Here is a 15,232-nt window from a genome sequence, read left to right as displayed (position 1 = left end):
CACCGATTTCGATTGCCTGCCGTGCCCCGGTAGCCCAGCCCAACCCAGCCATGAGCGACATCACCATTGCAGCCTTGCAGGCCTTTAGGGCCGTGGCCCGTTGCGGCAGCTTTACGGCAGCGGCCGATGACCTGGCGTGCTCACAGTCCGCCATCAGCCGCCACATCGCATCGCTGGAGCGCAGCACCGGGCAGACGCTGATCCTGCGGGGGCATCGGCGCACAGAGCTCACGCCCGCGGGCGAGATCTACCTGGAGACCGTGAACCGCGCGCTGGAAGAACTGCAGCGCGGCGCCGCGAAGCTTGCCAGCGGGTCTGCGCTGCGCTCGCGCACCGTCAAGATTCTGGCGATGCCTTCATTTGCTTCGCGCTGGCTCATCCCCCGGCTGGCCCGCCTGCACTTGGCCGGCATCGATGCAGAGATCGAGCTGAGCACCTCCATCTGGGACACGGAATTTCGCAAGGAGCGGTTCGACATCGGCATCCACTACGGGGATGGGTCGCTGCCCGGATCAAAACTGTTGATGCACGACAGCCTCGTGCCTGTCATATCTCCGCAACTGGTGGCGCAGAGGCCCATCCAATCCTTGAGCGACCTGCAGCGCTTTCCTTGGCTGCACGACTCCCTGCGAGGAGGCAAGTGGCAGCAGTGGCTGTCGGCGTGCAGCGCCCACCACCTTGCCGGAGCCAGAACCATGCGGTTGCAGGGCACCGAGACCACCCTCACGGCCGCGGTGGCAGGCCTAGGCATCGCCATCGGGCACGACACCCTGATCGCACACGACGTGATGCAAGGTACGTTGGTAGAAGCGTGGCCGTTTTACGTGCCCATGGCTGCAGGGTACCACTTGATGAGGCCTCAACGCGGCAGAGCAAGCCCGTACGTGAAAGCAGTGGCCGACTGGATGCTGACCGAAGCCGGCATGTTTCGCGAGACGGCAGGATCTTGGAAGCGCAATGCACCTTAAAAAGCGCAATGTTTGTTCACAACACGGCGCAGGCCGCGTCATCCAGGCCGTGTGTGGGTGCGTCAGCCAACCGGCGCACCCGCCTTCGCCACATCAATACTTGGTGGCCTTGATGTCGGCCTTGGCCTTCTCGTAGTCTGCCTTGGCCTGCTTTTCACAAGCGTTCTTGGCGTCGCCGGTCTGGTCGTCGCACTTTTCCTTGGCGACGTCATGCGCGCCTTCGGCCTTGGCCTCTGCGATCTTGCGGGCATGGGCTGGGCTGGGCTTGTACTGGTGCTCCAGCTCGGCCTTGGCGATCTTTTCCTTGGCTTCGGCCTCTTCTTCGCAGACGTCCTTGGCGTTGGCCTTCAGGGTGTCGCATTGCACCTTCTGCGATTTGTAGTCCGCTTCGATCTTGTTCTTTTCTGCTTTGTACTGGTCGCTCGTCAGTGCGTGTGCGACCGAGCAAACAAAAAACCCAGATGCGATGGCAACGGCGATAAGGTTGGTCTTCATGGAGCCTCCTTGAATGAAAGACAAAGCAATGTCGCCTTGGCGGCACTCGCGCGCCGTAGGCCATCGTTGACGACGAACGTCGGCCGCATGCTGATCGGGTTTCAACCCATGTTGAGTACATCCACAGTGACAGTTTGCAGGCCCAGGTATTGACTGCGTAGGACGCCATCCATTGTGTCAGCGCGCCTGGCGATGCGGTAGCGCGGCGGTACATGGCGACTTAAGATGCGCACCGTTCAATGCATGCCGGGGACGCTCGCCGCCCCGCTCATGGTTTATCCAACCCTGTACACCACTGGCCACCTATGAACTACCTGCAAACACTCGTGTCGGACCCCGCTGCGTGGATCGCGTTGCTGACCCTGATAGCGATGGAGGTGGTGCTCGGCATTGACAACCTGATCTTCATTTCGATCCTTACCAACAAGCTGCCGGAGAAAGACCGTGCCCGGGCGCGCAACATCGGCATCGGGGCAGCGCTGGTGATGCGGCTTGCGTTGCTGGGCACCATCGCCTTCATCGTCGGGTTGACCGCCACGGTGTTCACCGTGTTTGGAAAAGGATTCTCCTGGCGCGACATCATCCTCATTGCCGGTGGGCTGTTTCTGGTCTGGAAGGCCACCAAAGAAATCCACCACAGCGTGGATCCTGATCCCGGTCCCGATGTCTTCACGCCCCAGCAGGGCGCCGGGCTGACGACCACCGCAGCCATCGGACAGATTCTGCTGCTCGACCTGGTCTTCTCCATCGACAGCATCATCACCGCGGTGGGCATGACCGAGCACATTCCGATCATGGTGATTGCCATCTTGGTGACCGTGAGTGTCATGCTTTTCGCCGCCACCCCGCTGGCCAACTTCATCCAGGCAAACCCCACCATCGTGATGCTTGCATTGGGCTTCCTGCTGCTGATCGGCACCACGCTGATTGCAGAGGGCTTCGGCGCAGCGATCCCCAAGGGGTACATCTACGCGGCCATGGCGTTCTCTGCGCTGGTCGAATTGCTCAACATGTTTTCCCGCCGCGCCAAGCGGCGCGATTCTGCAAAATAAATCTCTTCGTTGACGCCGCGCTGTGCTGCCGCGGTGGGCAGCCCATTCACCAGCACGCGGCGCAAAGGGCAACCGTTGGCAAGTGCAGCCCCTGGTAATGCTCTGGGGCTTGGCACCCAGAGCCCAGGCGCCAGGCATCGCGATGGGGGTGGTTGCACGGCACGCGCTTCGTCCACCCACCCTTGGACGCCAACACGTCCGTCGTCAATGCCCAGGCCTGCACGGGCTGCCTGGTCGCGCCTTGTCCTTACTGATCTTTCTCCAACGTCAGCACCACAGAGCCGAAGCCCGAGCCCAAGGTTGCGGTGAAACTGGTTTGTGTCTTGTCGCTCATCCGCATGAAGTAGCCGTCCTTGCCTTTCAACCCGCACACGACGGAGCCACTTTTCTTGGCCTCGTCAATCGCCTCTTTGTCGTTGCCCGTCAACATCTTCCACAGGGCCTCGGGATCGATGGGCGCCAGTGTCTCCACGTTGGGCTTGCCGGTGTCATCCGGGAAGGCCTTGCCGTCCGGCCCGACGAATGAGAAGGCATAGCTCTTGCCGTCGCGCGAGATCTTGATGCGATCGCCATCATCAGACTTGCTGCTGCCCCGTGCGGTGCGCTTTTCCACGATTTTGAAATCGCCCAGCATGGCGGCACCACAGGCCGCGGCGTTCTTGTCCTGGGCGTGCACCGAAGCGAATGGCAGCCAACACACAGCCATCACCGCAGCGCAGCAAGTGAAACGGATGGTCGAAAAAGTCATGGAGTCCTGACGGATGCCTCACGTGGTGGGGCGATGAGAGAGCTGGGCCGTTTGGCGCTGGGCCTGGCCTGAAGGCACTCACTGACGAAAGTCAGCGAGCAAAGAAAAAAGCCTAAGTGAATCAATCACTTAGGCTTTCATTTGGCGGAGAGGGTGGGATTCGAACCCACGGTAGTGTTGCCACTACGCCTGATTTCGAGTCAGGTACATTCGACCACTCTGCCACCTCTCCTGTGTGTCGAAGCCTGCGATTATAGCAGTAGTTTTGAAGGGTTCAGCCAGCGGCCACGGTTCCTGCCAACCGGTCGCATCGTTCACGGCGCCACGCCTCGCATCCCGATGCGGTACATCCACCCACATCTTGATGCAGGTCATAGGGCCGCCCGGCGCCCGGTGGCACGATCCTGTACAGCCAGCAGCCTCTGGGCGCCAAGGGTCTCCGGCTCGCTCGCCACCCTCTCCTCGAAACTCTCCAAGGACACTTTCACCATGCGATTCGCCCACATCGTCGTTGCCGCCTCTTTGTTCGCCGCAGGCTCTGCCATGGCAGGCCCCTGCGATCTCGAGATCGAAAGCACGGATGCCATGAAGTTCAACAAGGACAGCCTGAGCGTGCCGGCCAGCTGCAAGAAGGTCACCGTGAAGCTGGTGCACACGGGCAAGCTGCCCAAGGCCTCGATGGGGCACAACTGGGTGTTGGCCAAAGCCGCCGACATGCAGGCCGTTGCCACCGACGGCATTCCTGCAGGCGCGGACAAAAACTACCTCAAGCCTGGTGACACCCGCGTGCTGGCTGCCACCAAGCTGATCGGCGGCGGCGAGAGCGACACCGTCAGCTTTGACGCCACCAAGCTCAAGGTGGGCGAGGCCTACAACTTCTTTTGCTCGTTCCCCGGCCACATCGGGCTGATGAAGGGCACCTTTGCGGTGACCAAGTAACGGATGCGTGCTGACTGGTGAAGGCTGGCTGCTGACGCTGCTGCGCCAGCGTTGCAGCGCAGGCAGTGCTTGACCTAGGTGCCCGTCGGCGCCGCGCCCTGTGCTGCGGCCACCAGCAGACGCGGGGACCGGGGCGCCGCCGCGAAGGCAAAAGCCCGCAGCCCGCCCAGCACTCTGTCAGGCTGCGGGCGACAGCACAGCCACGCCGCCCATGTAGGGGCGCAGCACCTCAGGCACCGTCACGGTGCCGTCGGCGTTCTGGTAGTTCTCCAGCACGGCCACCAGCGTGCGGCCCACGGCCAGGCCGGAGCCGTTGAGGGTGTGCACCAGCTCGTTCTTGCCCTGGGCGTTCTTGAAGCGGGCCTGCAGGCGGCGGGCCTGGAAGGCCTCGCAGTTGCTCACCGAGCTGATCTCGCGGTAGGTGTTCTGCGCGGGCAGCCACACTTCCAGGTCGTAGGTCTTGGCAGCGCCAAAACCCATGTCGCCGGTGCACAGGCTCATCACGCGGTACGGCAGGCCCAGCTTTTGCAGCACGGCCTCGGCGTGGCGGGTCATGTCTTCCAGCGCTTCGTAGCTTTTGTCGGGGTGCGCGATCTGCACCATCTCGACCTTGTCGAACTGGTGCTGGCGGATCATGCCGCGCGTGTCGCGGCCGTAGCTGCCGGCTTCGGAGCGAAAGCACGGCGTGTGGGCAGTCAGCTTGATGGGCAGCTCGGACTCGGCCACCACCACGTCGCGCACGAAGTTGGTCAGCGGCACTTCGCTGGTGGGGATGAGGTACAGCGCCGCGTTGTCGGGCACAGGCTCGCCGTCTTGGCCGCCCTTCTTGGCCGCGAACAAATCGCCTTCGAACTTGGGCAGTTGGCCCGTGCCCTTGAGCGAATCGGCATTCACGGCGTAGGGCACATAGCACTCGGTGTAGCCGTGCTCCTGGGTCTGCACGTCCAGCATGAACTGGGCGAGCGCGCGGTGCAGGCGGGCGATGGTGCCCTTCATCACGGTGAAGCGCGAGCCCGAGAGCTTGACGCCCATGTCGAAGTCCAGCCCCAGCGGCGTGCCGACGTCCACGTGGTCCTTCACTTCGAAGGCAAACGTGCCGGGCGTGCCCCAGCGGCGCACTTCCACGTTGCCAGCTTCGTCGCTGCCCACGGGCACGGATTCGTGCGGCAGGTTGGGCACCGCGACCAGCATGGCCAGCAGTTCGGCCTGCACTTGTTCCAGGCGGGCGGCGGATTGCTCCAGCTCCACCTTGCCTGCGGCCACCTGGGCCTTGATGGCTTCGGCTCCATCCTTGTCGCCGCGGCTCATCAGCATGCCGACCTGCTTGGACAACTGGGTGCGCTGGGCCTGCAGCTCTTCGGTGCGGGTCTGCAGCGTCTTGCGCTCGGACTCCAGGGCCTGGAACGCCGAGACGTCCAGGAAGGCCTGGGGCATTTTGCGGGTTTCCAGCCGCGCGATGGCGGTGTCGAGGTCTTTGCGAAGGAGAAGGATATCTAGCATGACTGGATTTTAGTTCCCCCCGCAATCCAATCCCCCTGAGTCGCTTCGCGCCTTCCCCCGTAGGGGGACGCACCCGGTGGCCTGGCACAGCCAGATCCACGGGTGCGCTCGCGCAGGCAGTGCAAGATGCATGCGCTGCTTTCGGACTTAGCCGAGGCTGGCAGGGTCGAAGTTGGCGCCGCAAAGAATCAAGGCCACGGTCTCTTGCGGATGGGGCTTGTACGCGCCGGTCTGCAGCGCGGCCAGGCCCAGTGCGGCGGCGGGCTCCACGGCCAGCTTGAACTCCTTCCACAGCCACAGTTGCGCAGCGCGGATGGCGTCGTCGGGCAGCAGCAGGGCGTCGTGCACATGGCGCTGGCTGACGGCCCAGCCGATGGTGCCGATGCGGCGTGCGCCCAGTGAATCCGCGGCCACACCGCTGACGTCCACGTCCACCGGCTCGCCAGCGGCGCGGGCCGCATGCAGCGTGGGGGCACGCTCGGGCTCCAGGGCCACGACGTGGGCGCGGCTTTCCACCCAGGCAGCCACGCCGCCGATGAGGCCGCCGCCGCCCACGCTGACCAGCACGGTGTCGGGCAGGCGGCCGCCCTGCTCTTCGATCTCTGCGGCCAGGGTGCCTGCGCCGGCCACCACCTCGGGCTGGTCGTAGGCGTGGGCCTGCAGCGCGCCTGTGGTCTTCTGGCGGTCCACGCAGGCTTCGTACGCCTGTGAATAGGCCGCGCCGGTGACGACCACCTCGGCCCCCAGCGATCGCAGGCGAGCGCGCTTGGCCTCGGGCGAGACCTCGGGCACGAAGACCTCGCAGCGCACGCCCAGCGCCTGGGCGGCTGCTGCCACGGCAATGCCGGCGTTGCCGCCGGACGCGATGATCACGCCGCTGTCGGGCACCGGGTTGGCCAGCAGCCGGTACAGCATGCCCCGCGCCTTGAAGCTGCCGCCCACCTGCAGGTGCTCCAGCTTGAGCCAGACCTCCGCGCAATCCACCCCGAGGGACCGGCCGGGCACGCGCATCAGCGGCGTGGTGCGCAGAAAGCCGCTCTGGCGGTCTTGGATGTGGCGGCGGGCGTCGGCGATGGCGGCGCGATCGATCATGCGGGGGCTCCCAGGGACAAAAGGCAAGGCAGGCAGTGTAGGGGCTCTACAGCGACCTCCGCAGCACCAAGGCAGCGTACAGACAGCCCGCAGCGCTACACACCGATACACGCCGGCCCTGCGGTGGGCCATGGCAAGTGCCGATAACATGGCCAGCACCGTCGCCGGGACCTTGCTGGGTCTCGGGCGGTGCCACCAGGAGGCAGCATGTTCTTTGTATTCGGCCCATCGGGCCAGATGTACCGGGGTGGCCCGGAAAATCTGGCGCAGATCTCGGCAGTGCGGCGCGTACAGCGGCCCCAGGCCCTGCGCACGCGCGAAATGGACGTGCCCACCGAACCCTTCGAGCCCCCGGCCCCCCTGCACCCCACGCCCACGCCGCCCCAGAACCTGCGCATGCAGGACGCGGTCAGCGCCTATGCCCAGACGGAGCAAGGCCCGCAGCAGGCCCGCCAGCCGCTGAGCAAGGTGAGCGATGTGATGACCACCGGCGCCCTGAGCGTGCAACCCGGCCAGCGCGTCAACGACGCCTGGCAGACCCTGGCCGAGCACAGGGTGGCCCAGGCCCCGGTGGTGGACGCGCTGGGCCGCGTGATCGGCCTGCTGGTGCGCGCCGACATGGCGCCACTCGACCTGTTGCCCGAACCGGGCGCCGTGAAGCAGGCCATCGACCTGGCCCGCCGCCCCGTGTCGGACGTGATGGTGAGCCCGGTTCCCACCGTGGCCGCCGACACGGAACTGCGCCGCGTGGCGGCCGTGCTGCTGGACACGGGCCTGCCCGGCCTGCCGGTGACGGACGAGGCGGGTGTGCTGTCGGGCTTCATCTCGCGCACCGACATCCTGCGCGCGGTGGCGGCAGACCCGCCGCTGGACCTGTGGAGCGGGCCGGCTGTGGCGCTGTGATGCCAGAAAAAGCCTGAAAATCAAACAAAAATGGCCGCTACCGCTTGATGGTAAAGCGCTGGCAGCTATCTAATTTGTAGCATTCTGCCGCAGAGACAAACCCGCCTGTGAGCCGGTGAAGCACGCCTGCCTTGCCACCGCAAGGGCAAAGCAGTCCGGAATCAAATGAAAAAGGCCTCTACCGCTTGCTGAATAAGCGCAAGCAGCTATCAAATAAGTAGCACCCAAAGAAAAGGGCCCTCAGGCCCTTGTCTTGGTTCACACGGCACTGCAAGCAGTCACTCAATGCCCCGCAGGCCCCGTCTCCGGCGTGCGCTGACTGATCTCCAGCCCCGTGGCCGCGTCAATGCGCAGGCCCTTGGGCAGCGGAAACTTGATCGTCTCCTCGATACCGTCCATGGTCCGCACCGACACGGCGCCCAGCGCCTTGACGCGGTCGATCACGTCGCGCACTAGGATCTCGGGTGCCGATGCACCGGCGGTCAGTCCGACACGTGTGACGCCGTCGAACCACTCCGTGCGCAGCTCGTCGGCACTGTCGACCATGTAGGCGCGCGTGCCCAGTCGGTCGGCCAGCTCGCGCAGGCGATTGCTGTTGGAGCTGGTGGGGCTGCCCACCACGATGACCAGGTCCACTTGCGGCGACAAGATCTTGACGGCGTCCTGCCGGTTCTGGGTGGCGTAGCAGATGTCCTGCTGCTTGGGCTCGCGCACCTGCGGAAAGCGCGCGCGCACGGCGGCGGTGATCTCGGCCGCGTCGTCCACCGACAGGGTCGTCTGCGTCACCACGGCGAGCTTGGCGGTCTGCAGCGGCTGCACGTGGGCCACATCCCCCACGTCTTCCACCAGGTGGATGCCGTGGTCGAGCTGGCCCATGGTGCCCTCCACCTCGGGGTGGCCCTTGTGGCCGATCATGATGAACTCGTAGCCCTCCTTGGCGAGCTTGGCGACTTCGACGTGCACCTTGGTCACCAGCGGGCAGGTGGCGTCGAAGATGGAAAAGCCACGCGCCTCGGCTTCGAGCTGCACCGCACGGCTCACGCCGTGGGCGCTGAACACCAGCGTGGAGCCGGGCGGCACGTCGGACAGCTCTTCGATGAAGATCGCGCCCTTGGCCTTGAGGTCGTTGACCACGTACGTGTTGTGCACGATCTCGTGGCGCACGTAGATGGGCGCGCCGAACTTCTGCAGCGCGCGCTCCACGATCTCGATGGCGCGGTCCACGCCGGCGCAAAAGCCGCGCGGCTCGGCCAGCAGGATTTCTTGCGGGGCGGACATCACAGGATCCCGATCACTTGCACTTCGAACGTGACGGGCTGCCCGGCCAGCGGGTGGTTGAAGTCGAACAGCACCGCGCCGTCCTCCCGCACCTGCAGCACCGCGCCCGCGTAGCTGCTTTGCCCGTCGGGCGTGGGGAACTGCACCACATCGCCCACGCTGTAGCGCTCGTCGGGGTCGCCCAGCTGGTTGAGCAGCTTCTTGGCCACCCACTGCTGCATCTCGGTGTTGCGCTCGCCAAAGGCCTCGCCGGCGGCCATGTCGAACGTGGCGCGGCTGCCCTCGGGCAGGCCCAGCAGGCGCTGCTCCATGGCAGGGGACAACTCGCCCGCGCCCAGGGACAGCGTGGCGGGTTTGTCGGCAAACGTGTTGATCACATCCCCCGCCGGGCCGGCCAGGCGGTAGTGCAGCGTGAGGAAGGAGCCGGGCTGCACGGTGGGAAGGGAAGCATCGATAGAGGTCATGAAAGTCCCGATAAACTGGCCCGTATTGTAGAAAACCGGGCAAAGCCCTACGCCCGTGGATTCCTGACGGGTGTCGAAAACCCTGCGCCATGCCCCTCAAAGACCTCCCTCCCGACGCGCAGCCCCGCGAAAAGCTGCTGGCCCGTGGCCCGACGGCACTGGCCGATGCCGAACTGCTGGCCATCCTGCTGCGTACCGGCATCGTGGGCAAAGGCGTGCTGCAGATGGCGCAGGAGCTGCTGGACCCTCCCTCCATCGACCCCAAAACCGGCAAGGTCGCAGGGGGTTTTGGCGGGATTGCCGGCCTGCTGCACACCAGCCCTGCCGACCTTGAACGCATCAAGGGCCTGGGCCCCGCCAAGCGCGCCGAGCTGGTGGCCGTGCTGGAGCTCGCCCGCCGGGCCCTGGCCCAGCAACTGCGCGAGCGCGAGGTCTTTGACTCGCCCGATGCCGTCAAGCAGTACCTGCAGCTGCACCTGGCCGCCAAGGGCCATGAGGTGTTTGCCGTGCTGTTCCTCGATGCGCAGAACCGGCTGGTGGCCATGGAAGAGCTGTTTCGCGGCACGCTCACCCAGGCCAGCGTCTACCCGCGCGAGGTGGTGCTGCGCGCCCTGCACCACCACGCCGCCGCCGTGGTGCTGGCCCACAACCACCCCAGCGGCAGCGTGCAGCCCAGCCGCGCCGACGAGGCGCTGACCCTGACCCTCAAAACCACGCTGGCGCTGGTGGACGTGCGGGTGCTCGACCACGTCATCGTGGCGCCCGGACAGGCCCTGTCGATGGCGGAGAAAGGGCTGCTGTGAAAGCTGGCGCTCCGCCACCCGCTCCCGTACCCATGCCTGCGCCCTTCACGGCACTGCAGGCTGCACTGGCGCGGGCCGGGCGCGCGGCCAGCGGTGCGCCCGAGCCCACTGCCGACATCGGTCCCACTGAACGGCCTGCCTCAGCCCCCACGCCCACGACCCGCGCCACCCGGCGTGCCGCACTGGCAGGCCAGCGCGCTGCCGCCAAGGCGGCCCAGCGCCCGCTGCAGCCGCCCCGGCCCCACGGCACCGCCGCCAGCGAATCGGCGCCTCCGGCCCACCCCCCGGCCGCGCCCCGCCGCCGCGCACCACCTGCCCCGCGCAGGGCCAGCGAGCGCATCACGCAGCTGCAGGACCTGGCCAGCGTGGCCCGCCGCCTGCGCGAGGCCCAGGAGCGCGCAGACGCCGAGGAAAAAGCCCGGCGCGAGGCGGCCGCGCGGCAAGAAGCCGAGCGCCACCTCTTCAGCCGCAGCGTGGGCGCGGTGACGCCGCTGCGCAACCCCAACCTGGCACGGCTGCGCCGCCACCAGCCCCCGCCGCTGCCGGTGCAGCACTGGCTGGACGAGGAACGCGTGCTGCTCGAATCCATCAGCGACGACTTCGACGTGAGCACCCTGCTCGACACCGACGACCAACTGAGCTTTCGGCGCCCCGGCGTGGGGGTGGAAGTGACGCAGCGCCTGCGCTCCGGGCACTGGAGCATTCAGCGCCAGCTGGACCTGCACGGCCTGCGCGTGGACGAAGCGCGGGAGGCCCTGGGCGATTTCATCCGCCACGCCCACAAGACGGGCCTGCGCTGCGTGCGCGTGGTGCACGGCAAGGGCCTGGGCTCGCCGGGCAAGAGCCCGGTGCTCAAGAGCCGCGTGCAGCGCTGGCTGGTGCAAAAAAGCGAGGTCCTGGCCTTTGTGCAGGCCCGGCCGATCGACGGTGGCGCAGGCGCGCTGGTGGTGCTGCTGCAGCCGGTGCATTCACGCAGGCGCTAGGGCTTGGTTCGCCAGGCACCGGGCTGCGCCGTCATTGCCTCACCCCGGCTTGCTGCGCCCCACTGTCACCAGCCCCTGCATCTCCAACCGCACCCCCAGGCCCTTGAGCGCCTCGCTCTTGCGCAGTTGCAAATGCCCGCCATAGGCCTGCACGATCTGGCTGGCAATCGCCAGGCCGAGCCCACTGCCCTGCACGGATTCGTCAAAGCGCACACCACGCTCGCCCGCAGCCTGCAGTTGCTCGGGTGTCATGCCCGGGCCATCGTCCTCGATGTCCAGGCACAGGCAGGTGTGCCCGGCACCGCCCTGCGTTGACGACGGCACAGAGGACGATGCCGATACCGCTACGGACACGGTCAGCCGCACCCGCGAGGCAGCCCACTTGCCCGCGTTGTCCAGCACGTTGCCCAGCACCTCTTCCAGATCAGCGCGTTCTCCGCGCCAGTGCAGCGGGCCGTGGATGGTGTCTGCCAGCACCCAGTCCAGCTCCTGTGTGGCGTGCAGGCGCTCCATCATGCGCAGCAGCTGGGCCACGCAGTCGCGCACGTCCACGGCCTGGCCGGTGCTGCCGGGGTGGGCATGCAGTGCGTCGCTCAGGGTGCGGGCCTGGTAGCGGTCCACCAGCTGGGCCATGGCCTCGACCTGATGCCGCACCTCGCTGCTGGGCACCTGCGGCTGCGCACTGGCCTGAGCGCTCAGCAAGGCCAGGGGCTTCTTGAGCGCATGGTTCAGGTCCACCGCATGGGCCCGCGCGCGGGCCACCACGTGCGCGTTGTGCGCCAGCAGGCCTGCCAGCTCGTTTTGCAGGGGCTGCAGGTCGCGCCCCGTGGGGGCGGCCAGGTGCCGCGCCACATCGGGCCCCGCGCCCTGCGGCGCGCGCAAGGCGGCCAGCATGGTCTCCAGCCGGCGCAGCGGGGCCAGCCCCACCCGCACCTGCAGCCACGCCAAGCCGCCGGTGAGCAGCATCAGCACCAGCCCGGCCACCGCCAGCGTGCGGTCGATCTGCCGCATGCTGCTGTGCAACTGCGCGGCCGGGCCGTAGACCGTCAGCGTGACCTGCCCCGGGGCCTGGCCCAGGCCGACCGGCTGGGTCAGCGACAGCAGGGGTTCTTGCAAAGGCCCCGTGGCCCGGTGCAGCGTGGCCGACCCGGTGGTGGGCGCAGGCTCGGCCGGCAGGCTGTCCATGTCCCACAGCGAACGCGACCGCAGCACATCGCTGCCCGCATGGGCGCGCCAGTACCAACCGGCGTAGATGGCGCTGAACTCATCGGCACCGCCCGTAGACTCCCGCAAGCCGCCCTGGGGTCCCAGGTGCAGCCGTGCGCCCACGCGCTGCGCCTTGTCGCGCAGCACCTGCTCGAAGCTGCCCAGCAGGCTCTGGTGCATCTGCACGCGCAGCCACAGCCCCCCGGCGCCCACCAGCAGCAGCATGGGCACCAGCGCCAGCAGCGCGATGCGCGTGGCCATGGGCCACTGGGCCAGCGTCAGGGCCCATGCGGCGGCGCCGTGGGCCCTGGCCGGCGCAGGCGGTGCGGGCTGCGCGGGCTTTGAAGATGGCGCGGAGGGTTCGACGCGCATCAGCCCGCCACGTCGCACGCCACTAGGCGAAAGCCCTGGCCGCGCTCGGTCACGAGCTGCGGCGCACCGTTCAACTTGCGGCGGATGCGGCCGATCAGCACGTCCAGCGTGTTGGAGTCCGGGTCGAGGTCGCGCGCATACACATGCTCGCTGATGTCGGTGCGCGTGAGCAGCTTGCCCGGGTGGTGCATGAAGTACGCCAGGATCTTGTGCTCCTGCGCGGTGAGCTGCAGGCTCTGGCCCTGCAGCGAAAAGCGGCCCTGCACCACGTCGTACTCCAGCGGGCCCGCCGTCAGCACGGCGGCGGCCGACCCGGCCGTGCGGCGCAGCATGGCGCGCAGGCGCAGCACCACCTCGCCCATCAGGAAGGGCTTGGTCAGATAGTCGTCGGCCCCGGCATTGAAGCCCGCGACCTTGTCGCTCCAGCGGTTGCGGGCCGTGAGCACCAGCACCGGCCAGCTGCGGCCCGCATCGCGCCAGTCGCGCAGCACGCTCAGCCCGTCCTTGAGCGGCAGGCCCAGGTCCAGCACGGCGGCGCTGTAGGCTTCGGCACTGCCGGCAAACGATGCGGCCTCGCCGTCGTGTTCCACATCCACCGCAAAGCCCGCGGCCTCCAGCGCCACGCGCAGTTGCTGCGCCAGCGCCGCATCGTCTTCCACCACCAGGATGCGCATCAGTCGTCCACCTTCTGCCGCGTGACTTCCAGGCTCACGGCGTCCACTTCGAGCTCCAGCTTGAAGCCGTTGGGTTGCTGCAGCTCCACGCTGTAGTAGGGGCGGCGGCGGTGGTCCGTCTCCAGCTCCACCTCCAGCACCAGGCCCGAAAAGCGCAGCCGCAAGGATTCGAGCATCACCGCCATGGACTTGGGTGCCGCGGGCGTTCCCGCCGTTTGCGGCGGGGTCAGCACCTCGCCCGTGTTCACGTCCACCAGCAGCTTCATCTCCCCGGCGGGCCGGTCCGAGAGCTTGACCTCGTACACCGCCTTGCCCTGCGCGTCGCGCTCGAACTCGGCGTTCACCACGCGCGAGCCGTAGCGCTGCTCCAGCTGCTTGATGTAGCGCGCCATTTGCGCCAGGCCCACAGGCTGCGTGGGCCAGTCGCTCTCCTGCGCGACGACGGTGCCAGTGGCCGCATCCACCAGCACCTCGTGCTTGGTGCCGCGGGCGTCGATGATCTTGATCTCGTAGCGCAGCTCGCCCTTGCGGCCGTGCTTGGTCTCCACATCGATGACACGCCCGCCGTACTGGCGGCTCATGTCCGCAATGATGCTGTTGAGCGGCTTGAGCTGCCCGCTCTGCACGCCACGCCGCGCCACATCCTGCTCGGCAGCGGGGGCCTGCGCACAGGCCAGCGCCACCGCGGCGCAGGCAGCGGCCTGCATCCATGTTCGAAGTGTTCCATTCTTCATCGCCGGGCCGCCCCAAGATGAAGAAGGCCCCCTCGGGGGGCAGTGACCACACGGAGTGGGGAACGTGGGGGCCATTTCTGTCATCGCGCGATTATTGCGGTTGGTATTAAACGGAACATGAACGGACGCTTCACGATGGGTTTAGGAACGGTTGCGCACACTGCCTCCCAGTTCTTCACAATCACTGCCACACCGAAAGGAAGCACCATGAAAAAGACCGTTCTGACCCTGGCCTTCGCAGCCGCCGCCGCGGCCTCCGCCCTGCCCTCCATGGCCTGGGCCATGGGCGCCCAGGAGGCCGTCAACGTGATGGCCAAGAACCACTACGTGGCGCCGCACGACCTGCAAAAGCAATACGGCTACTGGACCGCCGAGGCCGTCTCCAACGACGGGGTGCGTGCCACCGTGCTGGTCAACGATGCCAACGGCAGCTTCACCGCCGTGCGCAAGGGCGATGTCGGCACCGCCCTGCCCAGCGTGGAGCGGGTGGCGCAGCAGGTGCGCGCCGCCGGCTACAGCTTTGTGTACGACGTGGAGCTGGACGACGGCTTCTGGCAGGCCAAGGCCCGCCAGTCCGTGACCAACCGCGAGAAGGTCGAGTTCGTGCTGCACCCCGTGACACTGGAGGTGTTGAGCCAGGTGGGCCGCAGCGGCGGCACCGTGAACGGCCAGCCCGTGCTCAGCGCCGACCAGATCGTGGCGGCCCTGCAGCAGGCGGGCTACACCCGCGTGCGCGGTGTCGAGTATGAAGACGGCTACTGGGAAGCCGAGGCCACCAACACGGCCAATCTGGCGGTGGAGCTGCGGGTGGATGCCGTGACCGGGGCCGTGCTGCGCGAACAGCTGGACGATTGAGCGGCCCGTGCCTGCGCAGGGGGCAGGTGCGGCAACCAGCGCACAAAAAAATAGCACCTGGCCCGGCATGCCCACGCAGCCGGGCCAGGTGTTGAAGCGAGTGTTGTAGCGGTGTGCGGCAGGCGCGCCGAACGTGTCCCTCGCCCGTGCTACATGCCTACATGCC

Annotated in this window: 16 protein-coding genes and 1 tRNA gene; 7 read left to right on the top strand and 10 right to left on the bottom strand. The window is 67.1% G+C overall.

The window, feature by feature from the left end:
* Positions 1-50 precede the first annotated feature (50 nt).
* Positions 51-968: a LysR substrate-binding domain-containing protein gene (locus tag ACSQ3N_RS07155; RefSeq protein WP_056161735.1), complete on the top strand. Its 918-nt coding sequence runs from the start codon at positions 51-53 to the stop codon at positions 966-968.
* Between the two features lie 93 nt (positions 969-1,061).
* Here ACSQ3N_RS07155 and ACSQ3N_RS07150 read toward each other — a convergent pair whose 3' ends face one another.
* On the bottom strand, positions 1,062-1,463 hold the full coding sequence (locus ACSQ3N_RS07150) for a hypothetical protein (RefSeq protein ID WP_436145950.1): 402 nt from the start codon (positions 1,461-1,463) through the stop codon (positions 1,062-1,064).
* A 305-nt stretch (positions 1,464-1,768) separates the two neighbouring features.
* Here ACSQ3N_RS07150 and ACSQ3N_RS07145 point away from each other — a divergent pair, with 305 nt between their 5' ends.
* A complete protein-coding gene (locus ACSQ3N_RS07145; protein WP_056161732.1) occupies positions 1,769-2,515 on the top strand; it encodes a TerC family protein in 747 nt (248 codons plus the stop codon).
* Between the two features lie 247 nt (positions 2,516-2,762).
* On the opposite strand, the gene ACSQ3N_RS07140 is transcribed toward ACSQ3N_RS07145, so the two are convergent.
* Together ACSQ3N_RS07140 and ACSQ3N_RS07135 are read right to left on the bottom strand one after the other, a co-directional pair.
* Positions 2,763-3,263 carry a hypothetical protein gene (locus ACSQ3N_RS07140; protein WP_156371835.1) on the bottom strand — a complete coding sequence of 167 codons (501 nt, stop codon included), beginning with the start codon at positions 3,261-3,263 and terminating at the stop codon, positions 2,763-2,765.
* Positions 3,264-3,405: 142 nt separating this feature from the next.
* Positions 3,406-3,495 (bottom strand) — tRNA-Ser (locus tag ACSQ3N_RS07135).
* 257 nt (positions 3,496-3,752) lie between these two features.
* Here ACSQ3N_RS07135 and azu point away from each other — a divergent pair.
* Entirely contained in the window at positions 3,753-4,202 is a 450-nt protein-coding gene (azu, locus tag ACSQ3N_RS07130; RefSeq protein WP_056161729.1) for an azurin, read from the top strand.
* 177 nt (positions 4,203-4,379) lie between these two features.
* Here the strand turns inward: azu and serS are convergent, their stop codons facing one another.
* Positions 4,380-5,702, bottom strand: coding sequence for a serine--tRNA ligase (serS, locus tag ACSQ3N_RS07125; RefSeq protein ID WP_436145949.1), 1,323 nt, complete (start codon positions 5,700-5,702; stop codon positions 4,380-4,382).
* A 147-nt stretch (positions 5,703-5,849) separates the two neighbouring features.
* Complete coding sequence (locus tag ACSQ3N_RS07120; protein ID WP_436145948.1) at positions 5,850-6,794, bottom strand: threonine/serine dehydratase; 945 nt, start codon at positions 6,792-6,794, stop codon at positions 5,850-5,852.
* Positions 6,795-7,001: 207 nt separating this feature from the next.
* Here ACSQ3N_RS07120 and ACSQ3N_RS07115 point away from each other — a divergent pair, with 207 nt between their 5' ends.
* A complete protein-coding gene (locus ACSQ3N_RS07115) occupies positions 7,002-7,697 on the top strand; it encodes a CBS domain-containing protein (RefSeq protein ID WP_436145947.1) in 696 nt (231 codons plus the stop codon).
* Positions 7,698-7,979: 282 nt separating this feature from the next.
* On the opposite strand, the gene ispH is transcribed toward ACSQ3N_RS07115, so the two are convergent.
* Together ispH and ACSQ3N_RS07105 are read right to left on the bottom strand one after the other, a co-directional pair.
* Positions 7,980-8,975, bottom strand: a complete 996-nt coding sequence (gene ispH, locus ACSQ3N_RS07110) for a 4-hydroxy-3-methylbut-2-enyl diphosphate reductase (RefSeq protein ID WP_436126796.1) — start codon at positions 8,973-8,975, stop codon at positions 7,980-7,982.
* Complete coding sequence (locus tag ACSQ3N_RS07105) at positions 8,975-9,439, bottom strand: FKBP-type peptidyl-prolyl cis-trans isomerase (RefSeq protein WP_436145946.1); 465 nt, start codon at positions 9,437-9,439, stop codon at positions 8,975-8,977. Before ACSQ3N_RS07105 ends, ispH begins: the two co-directional genes overlap by 1 nt.
* An 89-nt stretch (positions 9,440-9,528) precedes the next feature.
* Here ACSQ3N_RS07105 and radC point away from each other — a divergent pair, with 89 nt between their 5' ends.
* Positions 9,529-10,242, top strand: coding sequence for a RadC family protein (gene radC / locus ACSQ3N_RS07100; protein WP_436145945.1), 714 nt, complete (start codon positions 9,529-9,531; stop codon positions 10,240-10,242).
* Between the two features lie 338 nt (positions 10,243-10,580).
* Positions 10,581-11,225: a Smr/MutS family protein gene (locus tag ACSQ3N_RS07095; protein ID WP_056418401.1), complete on the top strand. Its 645-nt coding sequence runs from the start codon at positions 10,581-10,583 to the stop codon at positions 11,223-11,225.
* Positions 11,226-11,264: 39 nt separating this feature from the next.
* Here ACSQ3N_RS07095 and ACSQ3N_RS07090 read toward each other — a convergent pair whose 3' ends face one another.
* The 3 genes from ACSQ3N_RS07090 to ACSQ3N_RS07080 are packed head-to-tail and all read right to left on the bottom strand — an operon-like array spanning position 11,265 to position 14,184.
* The gene (locus ACSQ3N_RS07090) at positions 11,265-12,803 is read right to left on the bottom strand and encodes a sensor histidine kinase (RefSeq protein ID WP_436145944.1); all 1,539 of its coding nucleotides are present in this window, start codon (positions 12,801-12,803) and stop codon (positions 11,265-11,267) included.
* On the bottom strand, positions 12,803-13,477 hold the full coding sequence (locus tag ACSQ3N_RS07085) for a response regulator transcription factor (protein WP_436145943.1): 675 nt from the start codon (positions 13,475-13,477) through the stop codon (positions 12,803-12,805). Before ACSQ3N_RS07085 ends, ACSQ3N_RS07090 begins: the two co-directional genes overlap by 1 nt.
* Entirely contained in the window at positions 13,477-14,184 is a 708-nt protein-coding gene (locus ACSQ3N_RS07080) for a PepSY domain-containing protein (RefSeq protein ID WP_436145942.1), read from the bottom strand. The genes ACSQ3N_RS07085 and ACSQ3N_RS07080 overlap by 1 nt, the downstream gene beginning before the upstream one ends.
* 234 nt (positions 14,185-14,418) lie before the next feature.
* On the opposite strand from ACSQ3N_RS07080, the gene ACSQ3N_RS07075 reads away from it, so the two are divergent.
* Positions 14,419-15,066 (top strand): PepSY domain-containing protein, encoded by a 648-nt coding sequence (locus ACSQ3N_RS07075; RefSeq protein ID WP_056161712.1) that lies wholly within the window; start codon positions 14,419-14,421, stop codon positions 15,064-15,066.
* The last annotated feature ends 166 nt before the right edge of the window (positions 15,067-15,232 follow it).

Source organism: Acidovorax sp. LjRoot194 (assembly GCF_964253015.1).
In the GTDB taxonomy this organism is placed as follows: domain Bacteria; phylum Pseudomonadota; class Gammaproteobacteria; order Burkholderiales; family Burkholderiaceae_C; genus Acidovorax.
The sequence above is the reverse complement of the archived record's forward strand: the minus strand, read 5'-3'. Positions and strand labels throughout refer to the sequence as shown.